Raw genomic sequence first — 19257 nt, forward strand, 5'->3', positions numbered from 1 at the left:
CGATCGCCGTAAGCTTCGCTGTCGTCTCTCGCAGGCACTGGCCGCGCTGAGCCCGGTTGTGCCGGCGTTGCTCATCCCAACGGATCAGGGTTGGCGTTTACCGCGGCCACCAGCGGGTTTGCCAGCCGGCTTGCGTGAACCCGCAGCTGGCTTGGTGGCGGGTTTGCTGCGCGGCTTCTGCACGCTGAATGGGCTACCGCTCGTGAAACTCGTGTCCTTACCCGCGGCAACAACGCGCTGCGCCGCAGGCTTGCGCTTGTTTTCCCCACTCTGCGGGAGCGGTTTTTTGCCGGGCACCTGCATGGCACCCGGCGCAGCTTGCGGCACTTTGGGCTTCTTGGGCTTTTTGGGTTTCTTGATGAGCTGGCCCGTCGCGCTGGTTTGCGGCACGCGGTGTTCGGCTTCAAAACCCGGCTCTTCTTCACGGGGCAGCGTTTGCCGGATCAGCGCTTCAATCGCGGCCAGTTGCGGCGCTTCGTCGGCACAGACGAGCGACACCGCCACGCCGCTGGCGCCCGCGCGGCCGGTACGGCCAATACGGTGCACGTAGTCTTGCGCCACGATCGGCAGATCGACGTTGATCACCAGCGGCAGGTCGTCGATATCGAGCCCGCGCGCAGCCACATCGGTGGCCACCAGCATATTGACTTCGCCCGTCTTGAAGCGCTCCAGCGCACGCAGGCGCGCGGGTTGCGGTTTGTCGCCATGGATGGTGTCGACCGCATAGCCCGCTTCATCCAGCATGGCCGCCAGATAATCGACGCCACTGCGGGTTTTGACGAACACCAGCGCGTGCTCCCAGTTGTTCTCTGCCACGAGGTGCATGAAGAGGTCAGGCTTGTTCCTTTTATCCACCGGCACCACCCACTGCTTGATCTTGCTGGCCGTGGCATTGGGCGGGCTGACGCTGATATTGACGGGGCTACGCAGAATGCCCGCCGCCATGGCGCGGATATCGTCGGTAAACGTGGCGGAGAACAGCAGGGTCTGGCGCTGAACCGGCAAGGCAGCAAAGACGGCGTTGAGCTCGCGCGCAAAGCCCAGATCCAGCATGCGGTCGGCTTCGTCCAGCACCAGCGTTTGCACCTGATCAAACTGCACGGCGTTCTGGCGATTGAGATCCAGCAAACGGCCCGGCGTGGCAACGAGCACGTCGACGCCTTTGCGCAGCTTCATCATCTGCGGGTTGATACTCACGCCGCCGTAGGCGGCCAGCAATCGCAAGTCGAGGCCTTTGCCGTAAGCGATAAAGCTTTGCAGCACTTGCTCAGCCAGTTCACGCGTGGGCACCAGCACCAGAACGCGCGCGCGGTTGCTGGACGCCGCCGGGCCGTGTTGCACCAGCCGTTGCAGCAGCGGCAGCGCAAAACCCGCCGTTTTGCCAGTGCCGGTCTGTGCCCCAGCCATGACGTCCTTGCCACTGAGCACGGCAGGAATCGCCTTGGCCTGCACCGGCGTAGGTGTCTGGTAATTGAGGTCTTGCACGTTACGCAGCAAGGGTTCGATCAGGCCAAGCGAGGCAAAGGACATTGGCATATTCCGGGCTAAAACCGCAATTTTAGCGGTTGCCGCGCTGATTTCGCCGCGCAGCTTCGATGGTCGAGAAGATCGCTGTGAACACCGCTGAATAACGTAGCGGTGCCGCGCGCCGCGCCGGCATCATCGCTGGACATGAAAGGTTCCGTATTGGTGTGTCATCGTACAGAACCGCTTCATGTGCTACTGTAGGTACCCAGAGCCAGCAGGACGTTTCAGTCGAACACCAGAAGGATCCTCATGGAATTCAACAATGGCGCTGTACTAGAAGCTCTTCGACTTGCTTTGCATCGACAAATACCGTGGCACAAGCGACCGGCAATCTTCACGTTGCTTCGCGCGCAGGGTTTGATCCAGACCGTAGACCAGAAACCTCCCCCCAGTACGAAGTATCTCCCCACATTGCGGATCGCCGTCCTGACGGATAAAGGACAGAGCGAAATCCAGCGCATCGAAGCGTCAAAGCACGTTTCAGGATGGCTGGACGACGACTACTTCGCGACGTTCCTTGCCGAGGTTGTGCTCGCCTGACCACGCATCATTGCGTGTCTGCGATATCGATAGTCACGAATCGGGCCAGATCGTCTCGGAAGTGCCTCGCATGATAAAGGGCAGCATCCGACCACTATCCGCCCGTCAGTCGAACGTCGATCCGGCGGCAGCTTTGGGCGTACGACTGCGTTTTACCCAGTCGATCCACTATCGCGACTGATCGCACTTAAAACACGCGAGGTCGTTTTCGCGGCCAGAACCAGCAGCGCGCCAAAGACGCTGTAGTCGACGTGATGCATGACTTCGGCCAGATAGAAAACGGATAACGCAATGATCGGGTGGTACATCGCACGGCTTATCAGGCGTTTCATCGGTATCTCACGCTATCGTATTGCCCGAAGCGGCGACTCACGGTGCGTGAACCGATTCGTGCAAGGTGGGTGACGCGACTAACTTCCAGGCTCCAAGGAAGGGTTGATTGCGAAGTACGCGTGAGGCTGATCAGCGATGTTCCTTCCTGTGATGAACTCTGCCTGCGGCAAGCCATTGCCGTCCTGCCCGGACGTCGATCTTTCTTGACCGATCGTCCACTTCTCGCCGCCGCGTCGCGTGTCCGTTGCCGGACGCCCTCAATGACGCCAGGTCATCCAGATGAAGCAAGCACGCGATCAGTTCGCTGGGAGACACGCGAAGTGCTTCATTAAGCATGGCGAAATCATCAGTAAGGAGACTGTCATCAAATGAATTCGCGGGTATAAGATGTAGCGCTCGGCCATGGCGACGAACGACCGGCGCCAGATTTCTCGCCCGGGAATGCGCATTTCACGCGAGCTATCCATGGATGCTGTCTCCGATGTACTGCGCGCTGTTCGTCTGAGCGGCGCCGTGTTTCTGAACGGGGCATTCACCGCGCCGTGGTGTTTGATCGGCCGCACCGACGCATCGCTCTGCGGCGCGTATTTGCCGGCTTCCGAGCGTGTCGTTTCCTATCATCTGGTCGTCGAGGGGAATTGCTGGGTGAAGCTGTCCGACGATCCCGGTTCGGCCATTCACGTCCACGCCGGAGAACTGATCGTGGTGCCTCAGGGTGAAACGCACATCATCGGCAGCGCGATCGATCTTTCGCCCGTGCCGTCGGACTCGCTGCTGGCCGGACAGATGGCGGCAGCGCCCGGTGAAGTGATGACGCTGTCCCATGGCGGCGGCGGCGCGGCGACGCGCATCGTGTGCGGCTTTCTGGCTTGCGACGATACGTTGAACAATCCGCTGCTCTCATCATTGCCGCGACTCTTCAAGATCGACATGCGCCAGGATCCGCGTGCGGCATGGCTGGAGTCTTCTCTCAAACTTGCGGCCGCTGAAGCAGCCGAATCACGCGCTGGGGGCACGATTGTGCTTGCCAGGCTATCGGAACTGCTGTTTGTCGAAGCGATCCGTAGCTGTATTGAAGCGCTGCCTGAGAACCAGACCGGGTGGCTGGCCGGCGTGCGCGATCGCTACGTTGGACGTGCGCTCTCGTTGCTTCATGCGCAGGCGGCCTATCCGTGGACCGTCGATGAGCTTGCGCGCAAAGTGGGCTTGTCGCGTTCCGCCCTGGCGCAGCGCTTCACCGAACTTCTCGGGCAGCCGCCCATGCAATACCTCGCGAGATGGCGCATGCAGATTGCGGCGCACGAACTTCTCACCGGTAGCAAGCCGCTCACCGCGGTTGCGGAACAGATCGGCTATGAATCGGAAGCCGCGTTCAGCCGTGCGTTCAGACGTGAATTCGGCATGCCGCCCGCAGGCTGGCGCAAGAACAAAGAAAAGACTAGCGGCGTGGCGGCATCAGCGCAGCACCTGGAACGTACGAGTGGTGCTGTGGCATTGCCGGATCAGTGACGCATCTTTCGAAACGCAGTGCGGTCACGATAACTTCTCCTGGTTCGAAGTGTGCATCAATGAGTCAATAAGGCGTTTCAGTCAATTCGTTCGGCGACTCGATCATAGAACTTCAAGACTCCCAATCGTAAATTGAGCGTGCCCGAATGCCAGATCGTCCGACTGGCCCTGCCGGGTGAATCGACACTCAACGCGGGACCGCATCACGGTCCATATTGGGAGAATCTCCATGAACGCAGTATTGCGCCCGTCCGATCGCGATCGCTACGCCCGATGCATTCGGGCTTCGAAAATGGTCAATTGGGACATCGACCGTGACGTGATTGGCGGCCGTACCTTCGACATGTCGCAGAAGTATTTGCCAGACGGACTCTCGCTGGTGCCGGATTTCACCCTGCTCTCGGAGCACGAGAAGCGCTTCGTCAGCCAGATTCAGGGGCGCACCTACGCGAACGTGTTCGGACTGGTCGAGCGCTTCATCAACGCCAAGGTGCTGGAAGTGAGCCGCGACTACTGGCTGGGTGATCAGGTGGCGCTCGAAGCGCTCGTGCGCTTCAGCGATGAAGAACTCAAACACCAGGCGCTCTTTCGACGCATCGAAAGTATGATCGGCGAAACGCTGCCTCCCGGTTATCGCTTCGACGTCGATCCTGACGCGATTGCCGCCGTGGTTCTCGGCAAAAGCACCTGGGCCGTGCAGGCCATGACGCTGCATATCGAACTCTTCACGCAGATTCACTACCGACAGAGCATTCATGCAGACGATCAGCTATCCGAACTGTTCAGGAATGTCTTTCTTTATCACTGGAAGGAAGAGAGTCAGCACGCGATTCTCGACGAACTCGAATGGAAACGGCACGACGCCACGCTGACGGAAGCGGCGCGCGACGATGCGGTCAATGAATTCATTGACCTGGTGGTTGCGATCGACGGCATTTTGCGCGTGCAGGCGGCAGCGGATTCGCGCTATTTCATTGCGAACTGCGGGCGTGCCTTCGGCGAGGCCGAAGCCGCCTCGATCGAAGCGAATTTCCATCACGCATACCGTTGGCAGTACATCCATTCCGGCATGCATCATCCCCATTTCGCGCAGGTGCTCGATCGGCTCGTCTCCGAAGAGCAGGGGGTGCGTATCCGGGCTGCGCTCGCCACATTGCATTGAGCAAAGCCGGACATGAATGCAGCAATCAGCGAAAGGAGAGTGAAACATGAATGCCAATGCACAGTCGACTGACACGCACATCGTCAACGGCCTCAACGTCGACGATCTGCTTGCGCTCGTCGAAGACGTCAGGCGCGATGCGTCGAAAGCGGCGACCAGCTGGCGAGTCGCGACTGCCTGGCTGGGCCAGACGCGCAGTCGCTCGGCGGTCGAAGGATTTTCAATGGGTGGCCAGCAGGTGCCGCGCCGTTTCACGATCGATATCGACGAGCCTTGCGAACTCGGCGGTTCGAATCGATTCGCAAATCCTCAGGAGCATCTTATTGCGGCGTTGAACGCATGCATGACGGTGGGCTATGTCGCGCAATGCGCCCTTCGCGGGATCACACTGCAATCGCTCGAGATCGAAACCGAGGGCGACATCGATCTGAGGGGATTTCTCGGACTCGACGCGCAGATCGCGAACGGCTACGAGAGTTTGCGCTACACCGTTCGTATCAGGGGAGACGGTACGAAGGAGCAATTCGCGCAAGTGCATGAGGCGGTGATGGCGACGTCGCCGAACGTCTACAACCTCGCGAATGCGGTTGGGTTGAAATCGACGCTCGTGGTCGAGTGAATGGCAACATGGGGCGCCGCGCGGCGAGTCCTCCCGATGCATCGTGTCTACGGCGCGCCCTGCCGCAATTGCTGCGCGAGCAGGCCCGCGTGCGGAGTGAGGGCGGCGAAGTCGCGCGCACAGAGATAGAGCCGCCGCGTCGCCCACGCCTCCGCCAGCGGCAGCACCACCACGTCGCTGCGGAGTTTCCCGGCGAGCCCAGCGGAAAGGATCGAAATGCCGATCCCGGCTTCGACGTGCATGGCCACATGTTCGATGTTGCGCAACTGAATGCGGTAGTCGAGCTGGCGTCCCAGGCGCGACGCACGTTCCGCGAGATGGGTTTCGAGCGCCGTGTCCGCCACGCCCACGATGGGCTCACCGAGGATATCGGCAAAGGCGACGTCCGCTTGCTGGGCGAAACGATGCGACTGGCCGACGACCACGACGAGCTGGTCACGGGCGATCAGATGCGTCTGCAGCGTGCCGAGGTCCGTTATGTCCGCAACGACGCCCAGATCCGCGCGCCTGTCCACGAGGATCTGGACGATCTCCGCACTGGGCCGCTCCTCCAGGTCGATCGACAGGTCGCGATGCGCGGCCAGAAATCGGCAAAGCTGCGGCGGCAGGAACGCCGCCATGGCGGCGGTGTTGGATAGCAGCCTGATGCGGCCTTTCAAGCCCGTTGCGTAGGTTCGCAGTTCGCCGCGCATCATTTCGACCTGGCCCAAAATCGAACGGGCATGGCGAACCAGCGCGTCGCCTGCAGCGGTCGTGCGCACGCCACGGCGGTTGCGCTCCAGTAACGGCGCACCCAATGCCGCCTCCATGCTGGCAATGCGTTCGCTCACCGAGGCGAGCGCCAGATGCATCGTGCGGGCACCTTGTGTCAGGCTCCCGCATTCCACCACGCTCAGGAACAGCCGCATATCCGTCAAGTCGAAGCGCATAGCATCAAGTGTCATCTCTTCGGAATTTCCGAAGTCTAGCACCGGAAATGCCAGATTGTGAGAACCCGGCGCGGCGACTAACATCGCTTCCATGAACTCGATGGCTTTAGTTTTTTCCGCTGGATTGGCGGCTGGCGCGATGAATGCGCTGGCAGGGGGCGGCTCGTTCGTCAGCTTGCCGGCGCTGATTGCCGCGGGCGTGCCTCCGGTTCAAGCGAACACTTCGAGCACGGTCGCGCTGTTCCCGGGCGGCCTGGCCAGCGCGTGGGCCTATCGCGACGGACTGCGCCCGGTGGGCACCGTGCCGCTTCGCGCGCTGCTGGCGACGACGCTCTGCGGCGGCCTTGCCGGCGCGCTGCTGTTGCTGGGGACGTCATCGGCAGCGTTCACGTTCGTGCTGCCATGGCTGCTTCTGGTTGCGTCCATCGCGCTCGCGTTCGGGCGGCGCATTGGCGAGGCGTTGCGCGCACGCTGGCACATTCACGCGAACGCGGTACTGGCTGTGCAGTTCATGCTCGGCGTCTATGGCGGCTACTTTGGTGGCGCGGTCGGGATCATGATGATTGCGATATGGGGACTGCTCGACAATTCCGACATCAAGCATCTCAACGCGCCGCGCACGCTGCTGGTCAGTGCGGCGAACATGGTGGCGGTACTTGCGTTCATCGTGGCCAACGCAGTGCACTGGCCGGAGACGCTGGTCATGCTCGTGGGCGCAATCATCGGGGGATACAGCGGCGCCCGGCTCGGGCGCCGGACGCCGCCGCGCGTCATTCGCGCCGTCACGCTGCTTGTCACCTCCTGCATCACGCTGGCGTTCTTCGTGAAAACCTACGCGCCCCTGCTGCAGCATCGCTAAAGAGTGAGGACACCATGCTCTGCGCCTTGTTGGAAACGGTGGGAACACTGGCCATCCTGGCCAGTCTCGCGGCACAGTTCCGCAGGCCTCGGCAGTAACGCCCTGGGTATCGATTCGCCGCCGCTTTTCGAGAGCCTCCATCAAATGATGGAGGTCAAAACGATCACTCGCGCATACGATCGGAATAGACGACAACGATAACGCTTTAGCGCTGCAAAGACTGGCAAGGGGTCGAACCAGGGTTCGGATGAGCGGGCCGTTTGCAGCACGAGTCAGCCGGTGTCACTAACCCGGAGGTGGGCCATTATGAAGACGCTAGTCCACACAGTTTGCGCGGTCGCCGTCATGGCTGTGCCAGTTGCATCGCTGGCGCAGTCGGATGCGGGGCTGACGCGCGCGCAAGTGCAGGGCGAGATCGCCCAGCTTCAGCAAGCCGGCTTCAATCCGGCCAATGCGAATACCGTCGACTTTCCCTCCGGTATGCCGGCCGCCGACGCTAGCGCCGCCGGGCAGGGTAGCGGCTACGGCCCTGCAATGAACGGCTCGTCGCAGATGGGCCATCCGGCCAGCCCGACTGGGATGAAGCCGGTGTTCTTTGGCGGGTCATAAGCCCTTTTCGTCTGACCAGGTTGGGCGATTGGAGAGCATGCCGTCTCTCCCCGGGGCGGCGTGGAGCGTCGTGCCATGCGCTTCGCGCCGTTCAGGAGCCCGAAAGGAAGAGGCCAACGCCTGCTCCTGGTCCGTTACGTGTGCTCATGGCTTGACAGCGAGCACGCAAAAAGCCTTCTCTGTTTCGACCAGCTTCGCTTCGACGAAGCCAGCGGCGGTTAGTCGTTCGATCAATCCGCCCGGCTGTTGGCCCGAATAAGTGGTGAAACCGAGCGCGACGGCACCCCCGGCTTTCATGGCGCGCCGTATCGCGGCCAGGCCGGTTTCGGCGTCCGGCCAAACCTGCATGGAGTTGATGGCCAGCACCTTGTCGAAGGTGCTGGCCTCGAATGGCAACCGCTCCACTGAGCCGATTCGCAGACCGACCCGGCCGCGGGCGATTGCAACGGCATTCCGGGCTGTGGCTTGCGCCAGCATTTCCTGTGATGGATCGATGCCGTCAACATGCCCCGAGGGTACCGTTGCAGCGAGAAGCTGAATACCCGCGCCAGGCCCAAAGCCGATTTCAAGCACGCGGTCGTGTTGCCGAATCTCGAGAAGGCCGATCACCCAGGCCGCGCACGGCTGGTTCAGCCTTGCCATGACTGTGCCGCCGAGCCGGCCGAGGATGCCTTCGGGTCGACCGAATGCTCGCATCAAAACACGCTCGAACGCACCCACGATCGCTTCTCCCATGTCGCATGCGAGAAGTCTATCAGCGCCTCCTGGGCCAGCTTCGCAGCCACTCTCCCGGTGCGGTCTTGATCAGTGCGCGGGAGGCCCCGGAAGCGGTTCGACCGGCTGAGGCTGCGCATCGGGATCGACCACCGCACTCACGCGTGCACGCAACCCGGTTAAGCGGCCATCAACGGCAATAGGGCGCGCGCTTGCGATCATCGACGAGCCGGACTGATCGACGAATACCGGGTCTTCGCTCTGCGTGGTCCGCTGGATCGCGTGGCTGCGATACGGATCGAGTTGCATCAGCGTCACCATCAACGATTCCGGCAAGAAGACCTGGCCGACGTGCGAAACGTGCGTGCGCTGCGGTTGCGACGCGCTTGCCGTGCGGACCTTGAAATGGATGTGGTTGGTGCGCCCGGGATAGATGCCCGGCACGATGGTCTCGAACGTGACGATGCCCGCGCGATCGGTGTGCTGAATGCCGCGCAGGAAGGTCTGGTGGTCGGTGGGCCGCAGCGTGGGCGGCGTCATGGGCGGCGGACCAGGGGGCAGCCCTGCCGACGGGCGGCCGGGCGCCTTCGGATCGAAATCGGGCGGGGGCGGCAGTTCCATCTTCGTGTAGCCCGAATAGACGCCCATTGCATCGCATTGCCATATGTCGACCGCGGCGCCAACGAGCGGCGCACACGTTCTCGCATCGGTGAGCGCGATATCGAGCGTCAACGGCAAGCCCGGCCTGCCCTCCCGGATGTCGCGGCGCACGAGGTCTCCGTCGATCCAGTAAGGGCCGACTTCCTGCTCGGGCGTGAGCCGGCAAGGCGCGGCGCTCGCGAAGGCCGCAGGGCTCGTATCGATGGACGCGACAGTCGTGCCGACCGCGATCGTCAGTTTGATGAATTCTCGTCGTGACAGGCGTGATGTCATTGTTGTGCTGCATTGCGCGTGATGGCGGGACTTTACCGGAGCCGGCGCGCATGTCGATTACATTTCTATTACGCCTTATTTCGCGCCGGCAGGGCGTACTTGCCCTGATTGCCCCGATTTGCCCGGCTATGCAGAAATGCGCATGGAAGCCGTCGTGAACGGTCAAGACGAAGCGATATTGGCTTCCTATAGTCGCTCTCAGCGTCTCGCCCCGGCGTCTTGCGTGCGGGGCGGTTCGATCGATTCCACGCCCATTCTGGAGGAGCCCAACCCGCAGTCGACGCGAACAAGAGAGTCGTGAACCGGCCGCCGACCGCGCGAAGCAGACAACGCGGGCGCGCCCGGCCGGTATGCACGCCACAGCAGTGAACCCATGCTTGCCGACAAAGGAAACAACATGCGTTTTGCGAAGACTCTTACCCCTATCGCAGTTGCCGCTGGAGCACTTCTCGCTGTTGCACCGCTCGCCTCGCGCGCGGATACCGTCGTTAAAATCGGTTTTGCCGCGCCGCTCACCGGACCGAACGCCAGTTACGGCAAGGACCTGGAAAACGGCGTCAAGATGGCCCTCGACGACGCCAAGGCGCAAGGCGTCAAAATCAACGGTCAGCCCGTCTCGTTCGAACTCGTCGCCGAAGACGATCAGGCCGACCCGCGCGTGGGCGTGCAGGTCGCGCAAAAGCTCGTGGACGAAGGCGTTTCGGTCGTCGTCGGCCACTTCAACTCGGGCACGACCATTCCCGCTTCCGAGCTGTACGAAAAGGCGGGCCTGCCCGACATCGATCCGGCCGCCACGAACCCGGTCATCAGCGGCCGCGGCTTCAAGAACATCTTCATGGTGATCTCGAGCGACGCGCAAAACGCGGGCACCGCGGGCGCCTACGCGGTCACGACGACGAAGGCCAAACGCATCGCCGTCATCGACGACCGCACGGCCTTTGGCCAGGGCGAAGCCGACGAGTTCGTGAAGGCCGTCAAAGCGCACGGCGGCGAGATCGTCGACCGCGAGTACACGACGAACCAGGCGACGGACTTCAAGACGCAGCTCACGAACATCAAGAGCAAGAACCCCGATCTGATTTTCGTGGGCGCCCTCAACCCGCAGGCGGCCGGCATCATGAAACAGATGGCCCAACTCGGCATCAAGGCGCAGTACGTGGGCGGCGGCGGCGTGAAGGATGTGGACTTCGTCAAACTCGCGGGCGACGTGTCCGAAGGCGCCATGGCGTGGGAGTACGGCCGGCCGCTCGACAGCACGCCGGTCGGCGCGAAGTTCGCCGACCGCTTCAAGCAGAAGTATGGCGTCGACGTGCTCTCTTACGCGCCGTTCGGCTACGACGCGGCGTGGGCCGCCATCAAGGCGATGCAGGCCGCCAATTCGACCAAGCCCGACGACTATCGCACGAAGATGCAAAGCATCGCCTTCGACGGCATTACCGGCCATATCGAGTACAACGCGAATGGCTCGCTCAAGAACGGTTCGTCCACGGTCTATCAGGTGAAGAACGGCCAGTGGGTGACGGTCAAGACGGTAAGCGGTCTCTGATCGCCCACGCGGACCTCGCCTCGTTCAGGCGAGGTCCGCGTACAAAGTGCGGGATGGCACCGCCACCGGTCGCCGCATTCCTAGAAGCTGTGCCGGATCCCCGCCATGATCCCCAGTTGCCCCGCCCCCGCTGCGGGCGTCGTGCCGCCGCCGCCCTGGCTCACCGTATAGGCCGCCTTCGCGCTGTTCCACAAATACGCGCCCTGCAGATAAACGGCTGATCGCTTGGAAAGCTGATACGTGCTGCGCAGCGCCGCAATCGTGCCGCGCGTGTCGTGGTCGCTGTTGACGATGCGGTACACGCCGCCATCGACGATAAAGGCCGCCGTCACCGGATACTGTGCCGTGAGATAGAACTGGTCCGAATGCACGTTGGGCGTTTCAGCCGAAACCGTGTCGACGCGCCTGCCCAGCCAGCCGCCGCCGATGCGCAGCGCGCCGATATGGCCGTAGCCGTTGAGCTGGATGCGCACGTCGGTGTCGCCCGGGTTCGTCAGTGCGAAGGTCGGCGTGCCGTCGTACAGGTTCGCCGCCGCGCCGGGCCCGCCGCGTTGTTCGTCATAGGCAGCGGCGACGCCGTAGCCATTGCGGTCGTAGCGCAGCATCGCCGACCATTCGCGGCAAGACTGCGAACTGCCCGGCACGGGCCCCGCGCAGGTGCCCTGGCCCGGCGAATTGCCGGTGCCGGCCGAATCGCGTCCGAATGACCACGTCGCGCCGAGTGTGAAGCCGCCGTAGCTGCCCTTGTAGACGATCGTGTTGTCGCTGCGCGAACTCGGCAGGTACTGGTCGAACGAAGCCGTGCCGCCGTAGATGTCCGGTCCGAGCAGATCGGCGTCGGCGATCGCCCAGAACGTCATGGTGTACTGACGCCCGAACGTCAGGCTGCCGTAGGGACTGCTCATGCCCACCCACGCCTGGCGCCCGAACAGCCGGCCGCCCTGGTTCAAGGTGCCGCCGCGCATGTTGAAGCCGCTCTCCAGCGCGAAAATCGTTGACCACCCGCCGCCCAGCCCCTCGCTGCCGCGCACGCCCCAGCGCGAAGGCATCTCGCCGGTAATGCCGGGCATGCGCACCACGCTGTCACCCGCCGCGTTCGCATGCGAGACGTATTCGACGCCGGTATCGACGATGCCGTAAAGCGTGACGCTGCCCTGCGCGAACGCCGACGCGCTGAGGCCCGCGCAGGCCAGCCCTGCTGCGATCCGAAGTTTCATGATCTCCGTGTTCTCCTGGTGTTCCGGTCTCGCGGATTCGCCGCGAGCCGGACGTTGTTGTCGATTCGACGCGTGAAAAGGCGACACGCAGCCTTGTTACGTGTCGTTTTTTAGGACTCTTGATTGAAAGAACTGGCCGACCGGACGTGATGGCGCGGGTCCGCGCCATCGCCCGGTCTCAGGAATGGGTCAAATCCGCTGCTGTCCCGCGCGCTTCGGGATATGACGGCCAACCATGGCCAGCGCGATCAGCACCAGCGCCATGGCTGCGCCGAGCATCGTCAGATAGCCTGCCGCGCCGCCTGCGGTAATCACCACCGCGCCGGCAAACGCGCTCAGGATCGCGCCCACGCGGCCGAACGCCAGCGCCGAGGCCGTGCCCGTCGCGCGCACGCCCGTTGGGTAGACATAGGCACACAGCGCGTACATGGTCGATTGCACCGCATTGACGAACAGCCCGTGCAGGCCGAGACCCGCGATGAGCAAGCCCGTGTGCTGGGTCGCGCCCACGCCGAGCATCACCCAGGCGCTCGCCGCGCCGCCCGCGCAGCACAGCAGGAGCGGCCCGCGCGAGCCGAAGCGCGCAATGGCGAGCGCGCACAGCAACGCGCCGATCACGCCGCCCAGGTTGTACGCGCTCAGCCCGTAACCGGCGAGCGAGACGCTCAGGCCTTCGCTCGTCAGCATGGCGGGCAGCCAGCTGAATGCGCTGTACACGGCGAGCAGGCACATGAAGAACGCCCACCAGATCGCCACGGTGTCGCGTGCGCGGCCGTCGCGAAAGAGCGCCGTGAAGCCCACGTGCTTTTCGGCGCTTTGCTCGCGCACGTCGGTGAACGCCGCGTCCGGCGCAACCTCGCGCGCCATGCGGCCGAGCAGGCGCACGAGTTCGGGCCAGCGCCTGGGACGGCGTGCGAGAAAGCGCGGCGACTCGGGCAGCGCCACGAGCAGCACGAGCGCAAGCACGAGGGGCAGCACGCCGCCTGCGAAAAAGAGCCCGCGCCAGCCGTACACCGGCAGCACTTGCGCCGCGAAAATGCCCGCCAGCATGCCGCCGAGCGGCACGCACACGATGGTTGCCGTCACCGCGAAGGTGCGAAAGCGCGCGGGCGTGAATTCGGCCGTCATCGTCGTCGAACTCGGCAGCGCGCCGCCAATGCCGAAGCCGGCAATGAAGCGCAGCGCGGCGATGGCCGCCACGTTCGGCGCGAGGCCGATCGCGCAGGTCGCCGTGCCGAACACGAGCACGCTGCCGACCACGGCCCAGCGGCGTCCGAAGCGATCCGCGAACAGGCCGGCGAATGCGCTGCCGAAGCCCATGCCGATCAGCCCCGCCGCCACGACGGGCGCGAACGCATTGCGCGTAATGCCCCACTCCTTGATCAGCACCGGGATCGCGAAGCCGATCAACTGGCTGTCGAAGCCGTCGACGACGATCGACAGGGCCGCCAGCACCACGGCGAACTTCTGCAGCGTGGAATACGCGCCTTCGTCGAGCGTGCGGCCGATATCGACCGTGCCGCCGGCGATGGCGGCGCTCTCGTGCGGCGTCGCTCCCGAGGCGGGAGCGGGCGTGGCATACGTCATGAATTGTCTCCTTTGCTGCGCTGTGGACGCGCAGTCATTCGTTTGTCATGGTGTCGCGACGTTGACTACCTGGTTCATACGGATTCCTTCGCATCGACGAGGCGCACGAGATGCAACAGCGCCGCCGTATTCGGCACGGCGATCGCACGCATGCGCGCGGCCTCGACGACCGCGCCGTTGATGGCCTCGATCTCGGTCTTGCGTCCTGCGAGCACGTCCTGGAGCATCGAAGGCCGATGCGCGCGGTGATGCGCGAGCGCATGCCGCACGTTGTCGGCCACCTCCGCTTCGTTCACGGCCACGCCGTGCGCGTGCGCCACCGCCGCGACTTCCGCGACGATCTTGAGCGCGAGCGCCTCGCCGTCCGGCACGTTCGTGAGTTCGCCGACGGTGCAGCCCGTCACCGCGCACAGGCTGTTGAGCGCCGCGTTGAACGCGACCTTCTCCCAGATCGCGGCCCAGACATCGGCGTCCGCGCTGCAGGCGAGGCCGGCGTCGTTGAGCGCCTGGACCGTGCAGGAAAGCATCGGCGAGTCCGCACCGTCCGCGCTCATCAGGCGGATCACGCCCTGCCCGTGCGAACTCACACGGCCAGGGCCGTTCTTGTCGGCGGGCCAGGTCGTCACGCCGATCATCACGCGCGCCGGGTCCGCGAACCGCGCGAGACGCTCGGTGTTGCCGAGGCCATTCTGCAGCGAGAGCAATGCGGTTTGCGGCCCGAGCACGGCGTGCGCCGCGCCGAGCGCCGCCTGCGTGTGCAGCGTCTTGGTGAAGACGATCAGCAGATCGGCTGGCGTGGTCGCCGCCTCCGGCCGCAACGCTTCGAGATTCGTGACGACGCGCTCGCCCGCATCGGTCGTGAGCCGCAGACCGGTTTCGTTGATCGCCTTCAGGTGCGCTTCATCGACGTCGAGCAGCGTGACGCGATGGCCCGCAACGGCGAGCAGGCCGCCGAACAGCGAGCCCATCGCGCCCGCGCCGAGGATGGCGATATGCATGGCGCGCCCTTAGAACGGATAGTGGCGCGGCGCCGTCTGCAGCGTGATCCAGCGCAGTTCGGTGAATTCGGCAATGCCCGCCTTGCCGCCGAAGCGCCCGAAGCCGCTCTCCTTCACGCCGCCGAACGGCATCTGCGCTTCGTCGTGCACGGTCGGCCCGTTGATGTGGCAGATGCCCGACTCGATGCGCTGCGCGACGCGCCACGCGCGCGCCGCATCGCGGCTGAACACGGCCGACGAAAGCCCGTACGCGTTGTCGTTCGCGCAGGCAATCGCGGCGTCCTCGCCACGCACGCGCACGATGCCCTTCACGGGGCCGAACGATTCGTCGTGATAGAGACGCATCTCGGGCATGACGTGATCGAGCAGCGTGGCGGGCATCAGCGTGCTGTCGGCCTTGCCGCCGCAGACGAGGGTCGCGCCTTTGGCGAGCGCGTCGTCGATCAGCGCGTTGCAGCGCTCGACGGTGCTCATGTCCACCACCGAGCCGAGCACGACCGGGCCCTTGCGCGGGTCGCCGAGCGGCAGCGCGCGGGCGCGCTCGCCGAGACGCGCGACGAAGGCGTCGGCAATGCTGTCATCGACGATGATGCGCTCCGTCGACATGCAGATCTGCCCGGAGTTGGCGAACGCGCCGAACGCGGCCGCGTGCGCCGCCGCTTCGATATCGGCATCGTCGAGCACGACGAGCGGGGCCTTGCCGCCCAGTTCGAGCACCGATGGCTTCAGATGGCGCGCACAGGTTTCGGCGATGATGCGGCCCACGCGCGTGGAGCCCGTGAAGTTCACGCGGCGCACTTTCGGGTGCGCGATCATGGCTTCGACCACGCGCGCCGCGTCGGCGGGCGCATTCGTCACGAAGTTGACGGTGCCGCGCGGCAGGCCCGCCTCCTGCATCGCCGCGATGATGAGACCATGCGTGGCCGGGCAGATCTCCGAGCCCTTCAGCACGACGGTATTGCCGCACGCGAGTGGCAGCGCGATGGCGCGCACCGCGAGGATCACCGGCGCATTCCACGGCGCGAGGCCGAGCACGACGCCCGCCGGCTGGCGCACGCCCATGGCGAGGCTGCCGGGCACGTCGGAGGGAATCAGCTCGCCGCCGATCTGCGTGGTGAGCGCGGCGGCCTCGATCAGGCCCGCCGCCGCGAGATGCACGTTGAAGCCCGCCCAGATGCCCGACGCGCCGGTTTCCGCGGCCATCGCGGCGGCGAACGCTTCGGCTTTGGCTTCGAGCGCGTGCGCGGCCTTCGTGAGCAACGCACGCCGTTCGCTCGGGCCCATGGCCGACCACACCGGAAATGCGGCGGCGGCGGCATCGACGGCGGCCACGGCATCTTCCACTGTGCCTGCGGGCGCGCGGCTCGCCACCGTACCGTCGAGCGGATTGCGGCGCTCGAACGTCGCCCCGTTGCGTGCCTGCACCGCTTCGCCGTCGATCAGCATCGTTACGGTTTGCATGTCCTTTTTCCTCGCTTTACGTGAATTCGATGGGTTGCGCGCGCACCGTTCAGGCGACGAGCAGCTCGACCAGCTTCGGGCCCTGCCCGGCCAGCGCGCGGCCAAGCGTATCGCGTAACGGCCCGGCCTCGCTCACGCGCACGCCGGGGCAGCCCATGCCCGCGGCCAGCGTGACGAAATCGAGCCCCGGCAGGTCGGTGCCCTGCACCGGGTCGGTCGGCGCGAAACCGAACACCGGCGCGAAGTCCTGCAGCGCGGCGTAGCGCGTGTTGTTCAGGATGACGAAGGTAATCGGCAACTCGAGCTGCACCGCGCTCCAGATCGCCTGGATCGAGTACATGCTGGAGCCGTCGCCGATCAGCGCGATCACGCGCTCGCCAGGCCTTGCGAGCGCCACGCCCACGGCAGCGGGCATGCCGTAGCCCAGGCCGCCGCTGTCCATCGTGAGGAACGTGCCGGGGCGCTCGTAGGGCAGATACGCCTGCATCACCGGCCGCGAGCTGGGCGCTTCCTCGACGACGGTCGTGCCCGCGTCGCGCACTTCGGCGAGCGTTTGCAGCGCATAGGCAACCGACATGCGCTCGCCCGGCTCAGCCGGCGGCACGGCGCGGGGCGGTACGGCGCGCGGCGCGGGCATCGCACGCTCGACGGCCGGCGCGGGCCGCTCCAGCAGATCCAGCACGCCCAGCCTCACATTGCCCACTGCGGCCATGCCCTCGGGCGTCCACGCGGCGGTGTTCGGATCGTCGATCAACTGGCACAGCGCGGCGCCCGGCGGCACGTGCGGCCCGTGGCCCTCCACGTGATAGGTGAAAGCCGGCGCGCCGATCGCGAACACGAGATCGTGCCCGCCGAGCAGCTCGACGATGCGCTCGCGCATGGCCGGCAGAAAGCCCGCGAACAGCGGATGCTTTTCCGGAAAGCTGCAACGGCCCGTCATGGGGGCGACGAACACGCGCGCACGATGGCGCTCCGCGAGCCGCACCACCTCGTCGGCCGCGCCCGCGCGATCCACCGCGCCGCCCACCACGAAGACGGGGCGCGCGCACGCGTCGAGCGCTGCGCCGATGCTCGCCAGCATCGCGGGCTCGGGGCGCGTGGTGTGCGCGAGCGCGCGCTCGGGCACGCGTTCGGCCGGCTGGTCCCAGTCGTCCACGGGAATCGACACGAACACCGGGCCGCGCGGCTCCTGCATGGCGATCGCATAGGCGCGCGCAATCGCGAGCGGCACGTCCTGCGCGCGCGCCGGCTCGATGCTCCACTTCACATAGGGCTTGGGCAGCTCGGTGGCCTGGGTGGCCGCGAGAAACGGGTCGAACGGCAGGATCGAACGCGCCTGCTGGCCCGCCGTGACGACGAGCGGCGTGCGGTTGCGAAACGCCGTGAAGAGGTTGCCCATGGCGTTGCCCACGCCCGCCGCCGAGTGCAGGTTCACGAGCGCCGCGTTGCCGGTGGCCTGCGCATAGCCGTCGGCCATGCCGACCACGACCGCCTCCTGGAGGCCGAGCACGTAGCGGAAGTCGGCGGGAAAGTCGCGGAACATGGGCAGCTCGGTCGAGCCGGGGTTCGCGAAGACCGAGGTCATGCCCACGCGGCGCGCGAAGTCGATGACCGCGTCGCGCACGGTATAAGCGCCGCCGGGCGCCGTGGTGTCCTGCTTCTGCTGATTCTGCTGAGGCGCGCTGCCAGTCATCCAAGGCCTCCTGTCGAAAAAAGCGCGTCGTTCAATGGAGGATCATTATCGCGACGCTGCAGGTAACCGAAAATTGCGGATTTCGCCAAAAGCCATTACCTTTGGGCATGACTTACAACCTCCAGCAACTCCAGGCGTTCGCGACCATCGTGTCCGCAGGCAGTCTCGGGCGCGCGGCGGAAACGCTGCACGTGACCCAGCCCGCGCTCTCGCGCGCGATCCGCCGTCTCGAGGAGCAAGTGGGCGCGCCGCTGTTCGAGCGCCATTCGCGCGGCATGCACCTCACCGCCGTGGGCGAGGCGCTCCTGCCGCACGCCATCCTGCTGCAGCGCGAAGCCGAGCAGGCGCGCGAGGAAATCGACGCCATGCGCGGCCTCGCGCGCGGCACGATCCGCGTGGGCGCGGTGGGCAGCATTGCGAGCCTCGTGCTGCCGCTCGCCGTGAGCGGCGTGCTGCGGCGCTGGCCGGGGCTGCGCGTCGAGATTCTCGAAGGCGTGTGGGACCGGCTCGCCGATGCGCTCGTCAAACGCGAGATCGATCTCGCGCTCAGCATGGCCGTGCCCGATACCGACGAAATCGCAGCGATCGGCGATTGCCGCTGGGAGGATTCCAGCTACGTGGTGGCGGCGCACGATCATCCGTTGCGCGCGAAACCCGACCTCACGCTCGCAGACACCTTGAACGAGCAATGGGCGATTCCGCCGCGCGGCACGGCGCCGTTCGAGCACATGGAGCAGGTCTTCGCGGCGCAAGGGCTGGGCCTGCCGAACGTGGTGGTGCAAACGCGCTCGATCACGGCGCTCAAGAGCCTCGTGGCGCGCTCGGGGTTCCTGAGCTGGATGGCATCGACGATGTACCTCACGGAAAGCAAGGCGGGTGTGTTCGATACCCTGGACATGCCGGGAGTCGAGGGCCGGCGCACGCTCACCGCGTTTCGCCGGCGCCACGGCATTCTGCCGAGCCCGGCGGTGAAGCTGCTGGAGCAGTTGCGCACCCTGACGGCGGTGCCGCACTAACGGCG

At 65.1% G+C, this 19257-nt stretch carries 18 protein-coding genes; 8 read left to right on the forward strand and 10 right to left on the reverse strand.

What is annotated here, in order from left to right; translation table 11 throughout:
* Positions 1-84: 84 nt before the first annotated feature.
* On the reverse strand, positions 85-1530 hold the full coding sequence (locus AB4Y35_RS20015; protein WP_368705605.1) for a DEAD/DEAH box helicase: 1446 nt from the start codon (positions 1528-1530) through the stop codon (positions 85-87).
* Between the two features lie 246 nt (positions 1531-1776).
* Between AB4Y35_RS20015 and AB4Y35_RS20020 the strand changes: the two genes are divergently transcribed.
* Complete coding sequence (locus tag AB4Y35_RS20020) at positions 1777-2067, forward strand: hypothetical protein (protein WP_368705606.1); 291 nt, start codon at positions 1777-1779, stop codon at positions 2065-2067.
* Between the two features lie 152 nt (positions 2068-2219).
* Here AB4Y35_RS20020 and AB4Y35_RS20025 read toward each other — a convergent pair whose 3' ends face one another.
* A complete protein-coding gene (locus AB4Y35_RS20025) occupies positions 2220-2399 on the reverse strand; it encodes a hypothetical protein (RefSeq protein ID WP_368705607.1) in 180 nt (59 codons plus the stop codon).
* Positions 2400-2865: 466 nt separating this feature from the next.
* Between AB4Y35_RS20025 and AB4Y35_RS20030 the strand changes: the two genes are divergently transcribed.
* The 3 genes from AB4Y35_RS20030 to AB4Y35_RS20040 all read left to right on the forward strand — a co-directional run bounded on the left by AB4Y35_RS20030 (position 2866) and on the right by AB4Y35_RS20040 (position 5690).
* Positions 2866-3909 carry an AraC family transcriptional regulator gene (locus AB4Y35_RS20030; protein ID WP_368706118.1) on the forward strand — a complete coding sequence of 348 codons (1044 nt, stop codon included), beginning with the start codon at positions 2866-2868 and terminating at the stop codon, positions 3907-3909.
* A 229-nt stretch (positions 3910-4138) separates the two neighbouring features.
* Positions 4139-5071, forward strand: a complete 933-nt coding sequence (locus AB4Y35_RS20035) for a hypothetical protein (RefSeq protein ID WP_368705608.1) — start codon at positions 4139-4141, stop codon at positions 5069-5071.
* Between the two features lie 46 nt (positions 5072-5117).
* The gene (locus AB4Y35_RS20040; protein WP_368705609.1) at positions 5118-5690 is read left to right on the forward strand and encodes an OsmC family protein; all 573 of its coding nucleotides are present in this window, start codon (positions 5118-5120) and stop codon (positions 5688-5690) included.
* Between the two features lie 47 nt (positions 5691-5737).
* Here AB4Y35_RS20040 and AB4Y35_RS20045 read toward each other — a convergent pair whose 3' ends face one another.
* Positions 5738-6619, reverse strand: coding sequence for a LysR substrate-binding domain-containing protein (locus AB4Y35_RS20045; RefSeq protein ID WP_368706119.1), 882 nt, complete (start codon positions 6617-6619; stop codon positions 5738-5740).
* A gap of 91 nt (positions 6620-6710) precedes the next feature.
* Between AB4Y35_RS20045 and AB4Y35_RS20050 the strand changes: the two genes are divergently transcribed.
* Together AB4Y35_RS20050 and AB4Y35_RS20055 are read left to right on the forward strand one after the other, a co-directional pair.
* The gene (locus AB4Y35_RS20050) at positions 6711-7478 is read left to right on the forward strand and encodes a sulfite exporter TauE/SafE family protein (RefSeq protein WP_368705610.1); all 768 of its coding nucleotides are present in this window, start codon (positions 6711-6713) and stop codon (positions 7476-7478) included.
* 306 nt (positions 7479-7784) lie between these two features.
* On the forward strand, positions 7785-8087 hold the full coding sequence (locus AB4Y35_RS20055) for a DUF4148 domain-containing protein (protein WP_368696195.1): 303 nt from the start codon (positions 7785-7787) through the stop codon (positions 8085-8087).
* Between the two features lie 144 nt (positions 8088-8231).
* On the opposite strand, the gene AB4Y35_RS20060 is transcribed toward AB4Y35_RS20055, so the two are convergent.
* Together AB4Y35_RS20060 and AB4Y35_RS20065 are read right to left on the reverse strand one after the other, a co-directional pair.
* On the reverse strand, positions 8232-8822 hold the full coding sequence (locus AB4Y35_RS20060) for a methyltransferase domain-containing protein (RefSeq protein ID WP_368705611.1): 591 nt from the start codon (positions 8820-8822) through the stop codon (positions 8232-8234).
* Positions 8823-8891: 69 nt separating this feature from the next.
* Positions 8892-9734, reverse strand: coding sequence for an intradiol ring-cleavage dioxygenase (locus tag AB4Y35_RS20065; protein WP_368705612.1), 843 nt, complete (start codon positions 9732-9734; stop codon positions 8892-8894).
* A 397-nt stretch (positions 9735-10131) separates the two neighbouring features.
* Here AB4Y35_RS20065 and AB4Y35_RS20070 point away from each other — a divergent pair, with 397 nt between their 5' ends.
* Entirely contained in the window at positions 10132-11280 is a 1149-nt protein-coding gene (locus tag AB4Y35_RS20070; RefSeq protein ID WP_368705613.1) for a branched-chain amino acid ABC transporter substrate-binding protein, read from the forward strand.
* An 80-nt stretch (positions 11281-11360) separates the two neighbouring features.
* Here AB4Y35_RS20070 and AB4Y35_RS20075 read toward each other — a convergent pair whose 3' ends face one another.
* The 5 genes from AB4Y35_RS20075 to mdlC all read right to left on the reverse strand — a co-directional run bounded on the left by AB4Y35_RS20075 (position 11361) and on the right by mdlC (position 18236).
* Positions 11361-12497, reverse strand: coding sequence for a porin (locus AB4Y35_RS20075; protein ID WP_368705614.1), 1137 nt, complete (start codon positions 12495-12497; stop codon positions 11361-11363).
* Positions 12498-12686: 189 nt separating this feature from the next.
* On the reverse strand, positions 12687-14084 hold the full coding sequence (locus tag AB4Y35_RS20080; RefSeq protein WP_368705615.1) for an MFS transporter: 1398 nt from the start codon (positions 14082-14084) through the stop codon (positions 12687-12689).
* 74 nt (positions 14085-14158) lie between these two features.
* On the reverse strand, positions 14159-15082 hold the full coding sequence (locus AB4Y35_RS20085) for a ketopantoate reductase family protein (protein WP_368705616.1): 924 nt from the start codon (positions 15080-15082) through the stop codon (positions 14159-14161).
* A 9-nt stretch (positions 15083-15091) separates the two neighbouring features.
* Positions 15092-16543, reverse strand: coding sequence for an aldehyde dehydrogenase (locus AB4Y35_RS20090; RefSeq protein ID WP_368705617.1), 1452 nt, complete (start codon positions 16541-16543; stop codon positions 15092-15094).
* A gap of 49 nt (positions 16544-16592) precedes the next feature.
* On the reverse strand, positions 16593-18236 hold the full coding sequence (gene mdlC, locus AB4Y35_RS20095) for a benzoylformate decarboxylase (RefSeq protein WP_368705618.1): 1644 nt from the start codon (positions 18234-18236) through the stop codon (positions 16593-16595).
* 107 nt (positions 18237-18343) lie between these two features.
* Here mdlC and AB4Y35_RS20100 point away from each other — a divergent pair, with 107 nt between their 5' ends.
* Positions 18344-19252 (forward strand): LysR family transcriptional regulator, encoded by a 909-nt coding sequence (locus AB4Y35_RS20100; protein ID WP_368687357.1) that lies wholly within the window; start codon positions 18344-18346, stop codon positions 19250-19252.
* Positions 19253-19257: the final 5 nt, after the last annotated feature.

This window comes from Paraburkholderia sp. EG286A, assembly GCF_040965375.1.
Classification (GTDB): Bacteria; Pseudomonadota; Gammaproteobacteria; order Burkholderiales; family Burkholderiaceae; genus Paraburkholderia.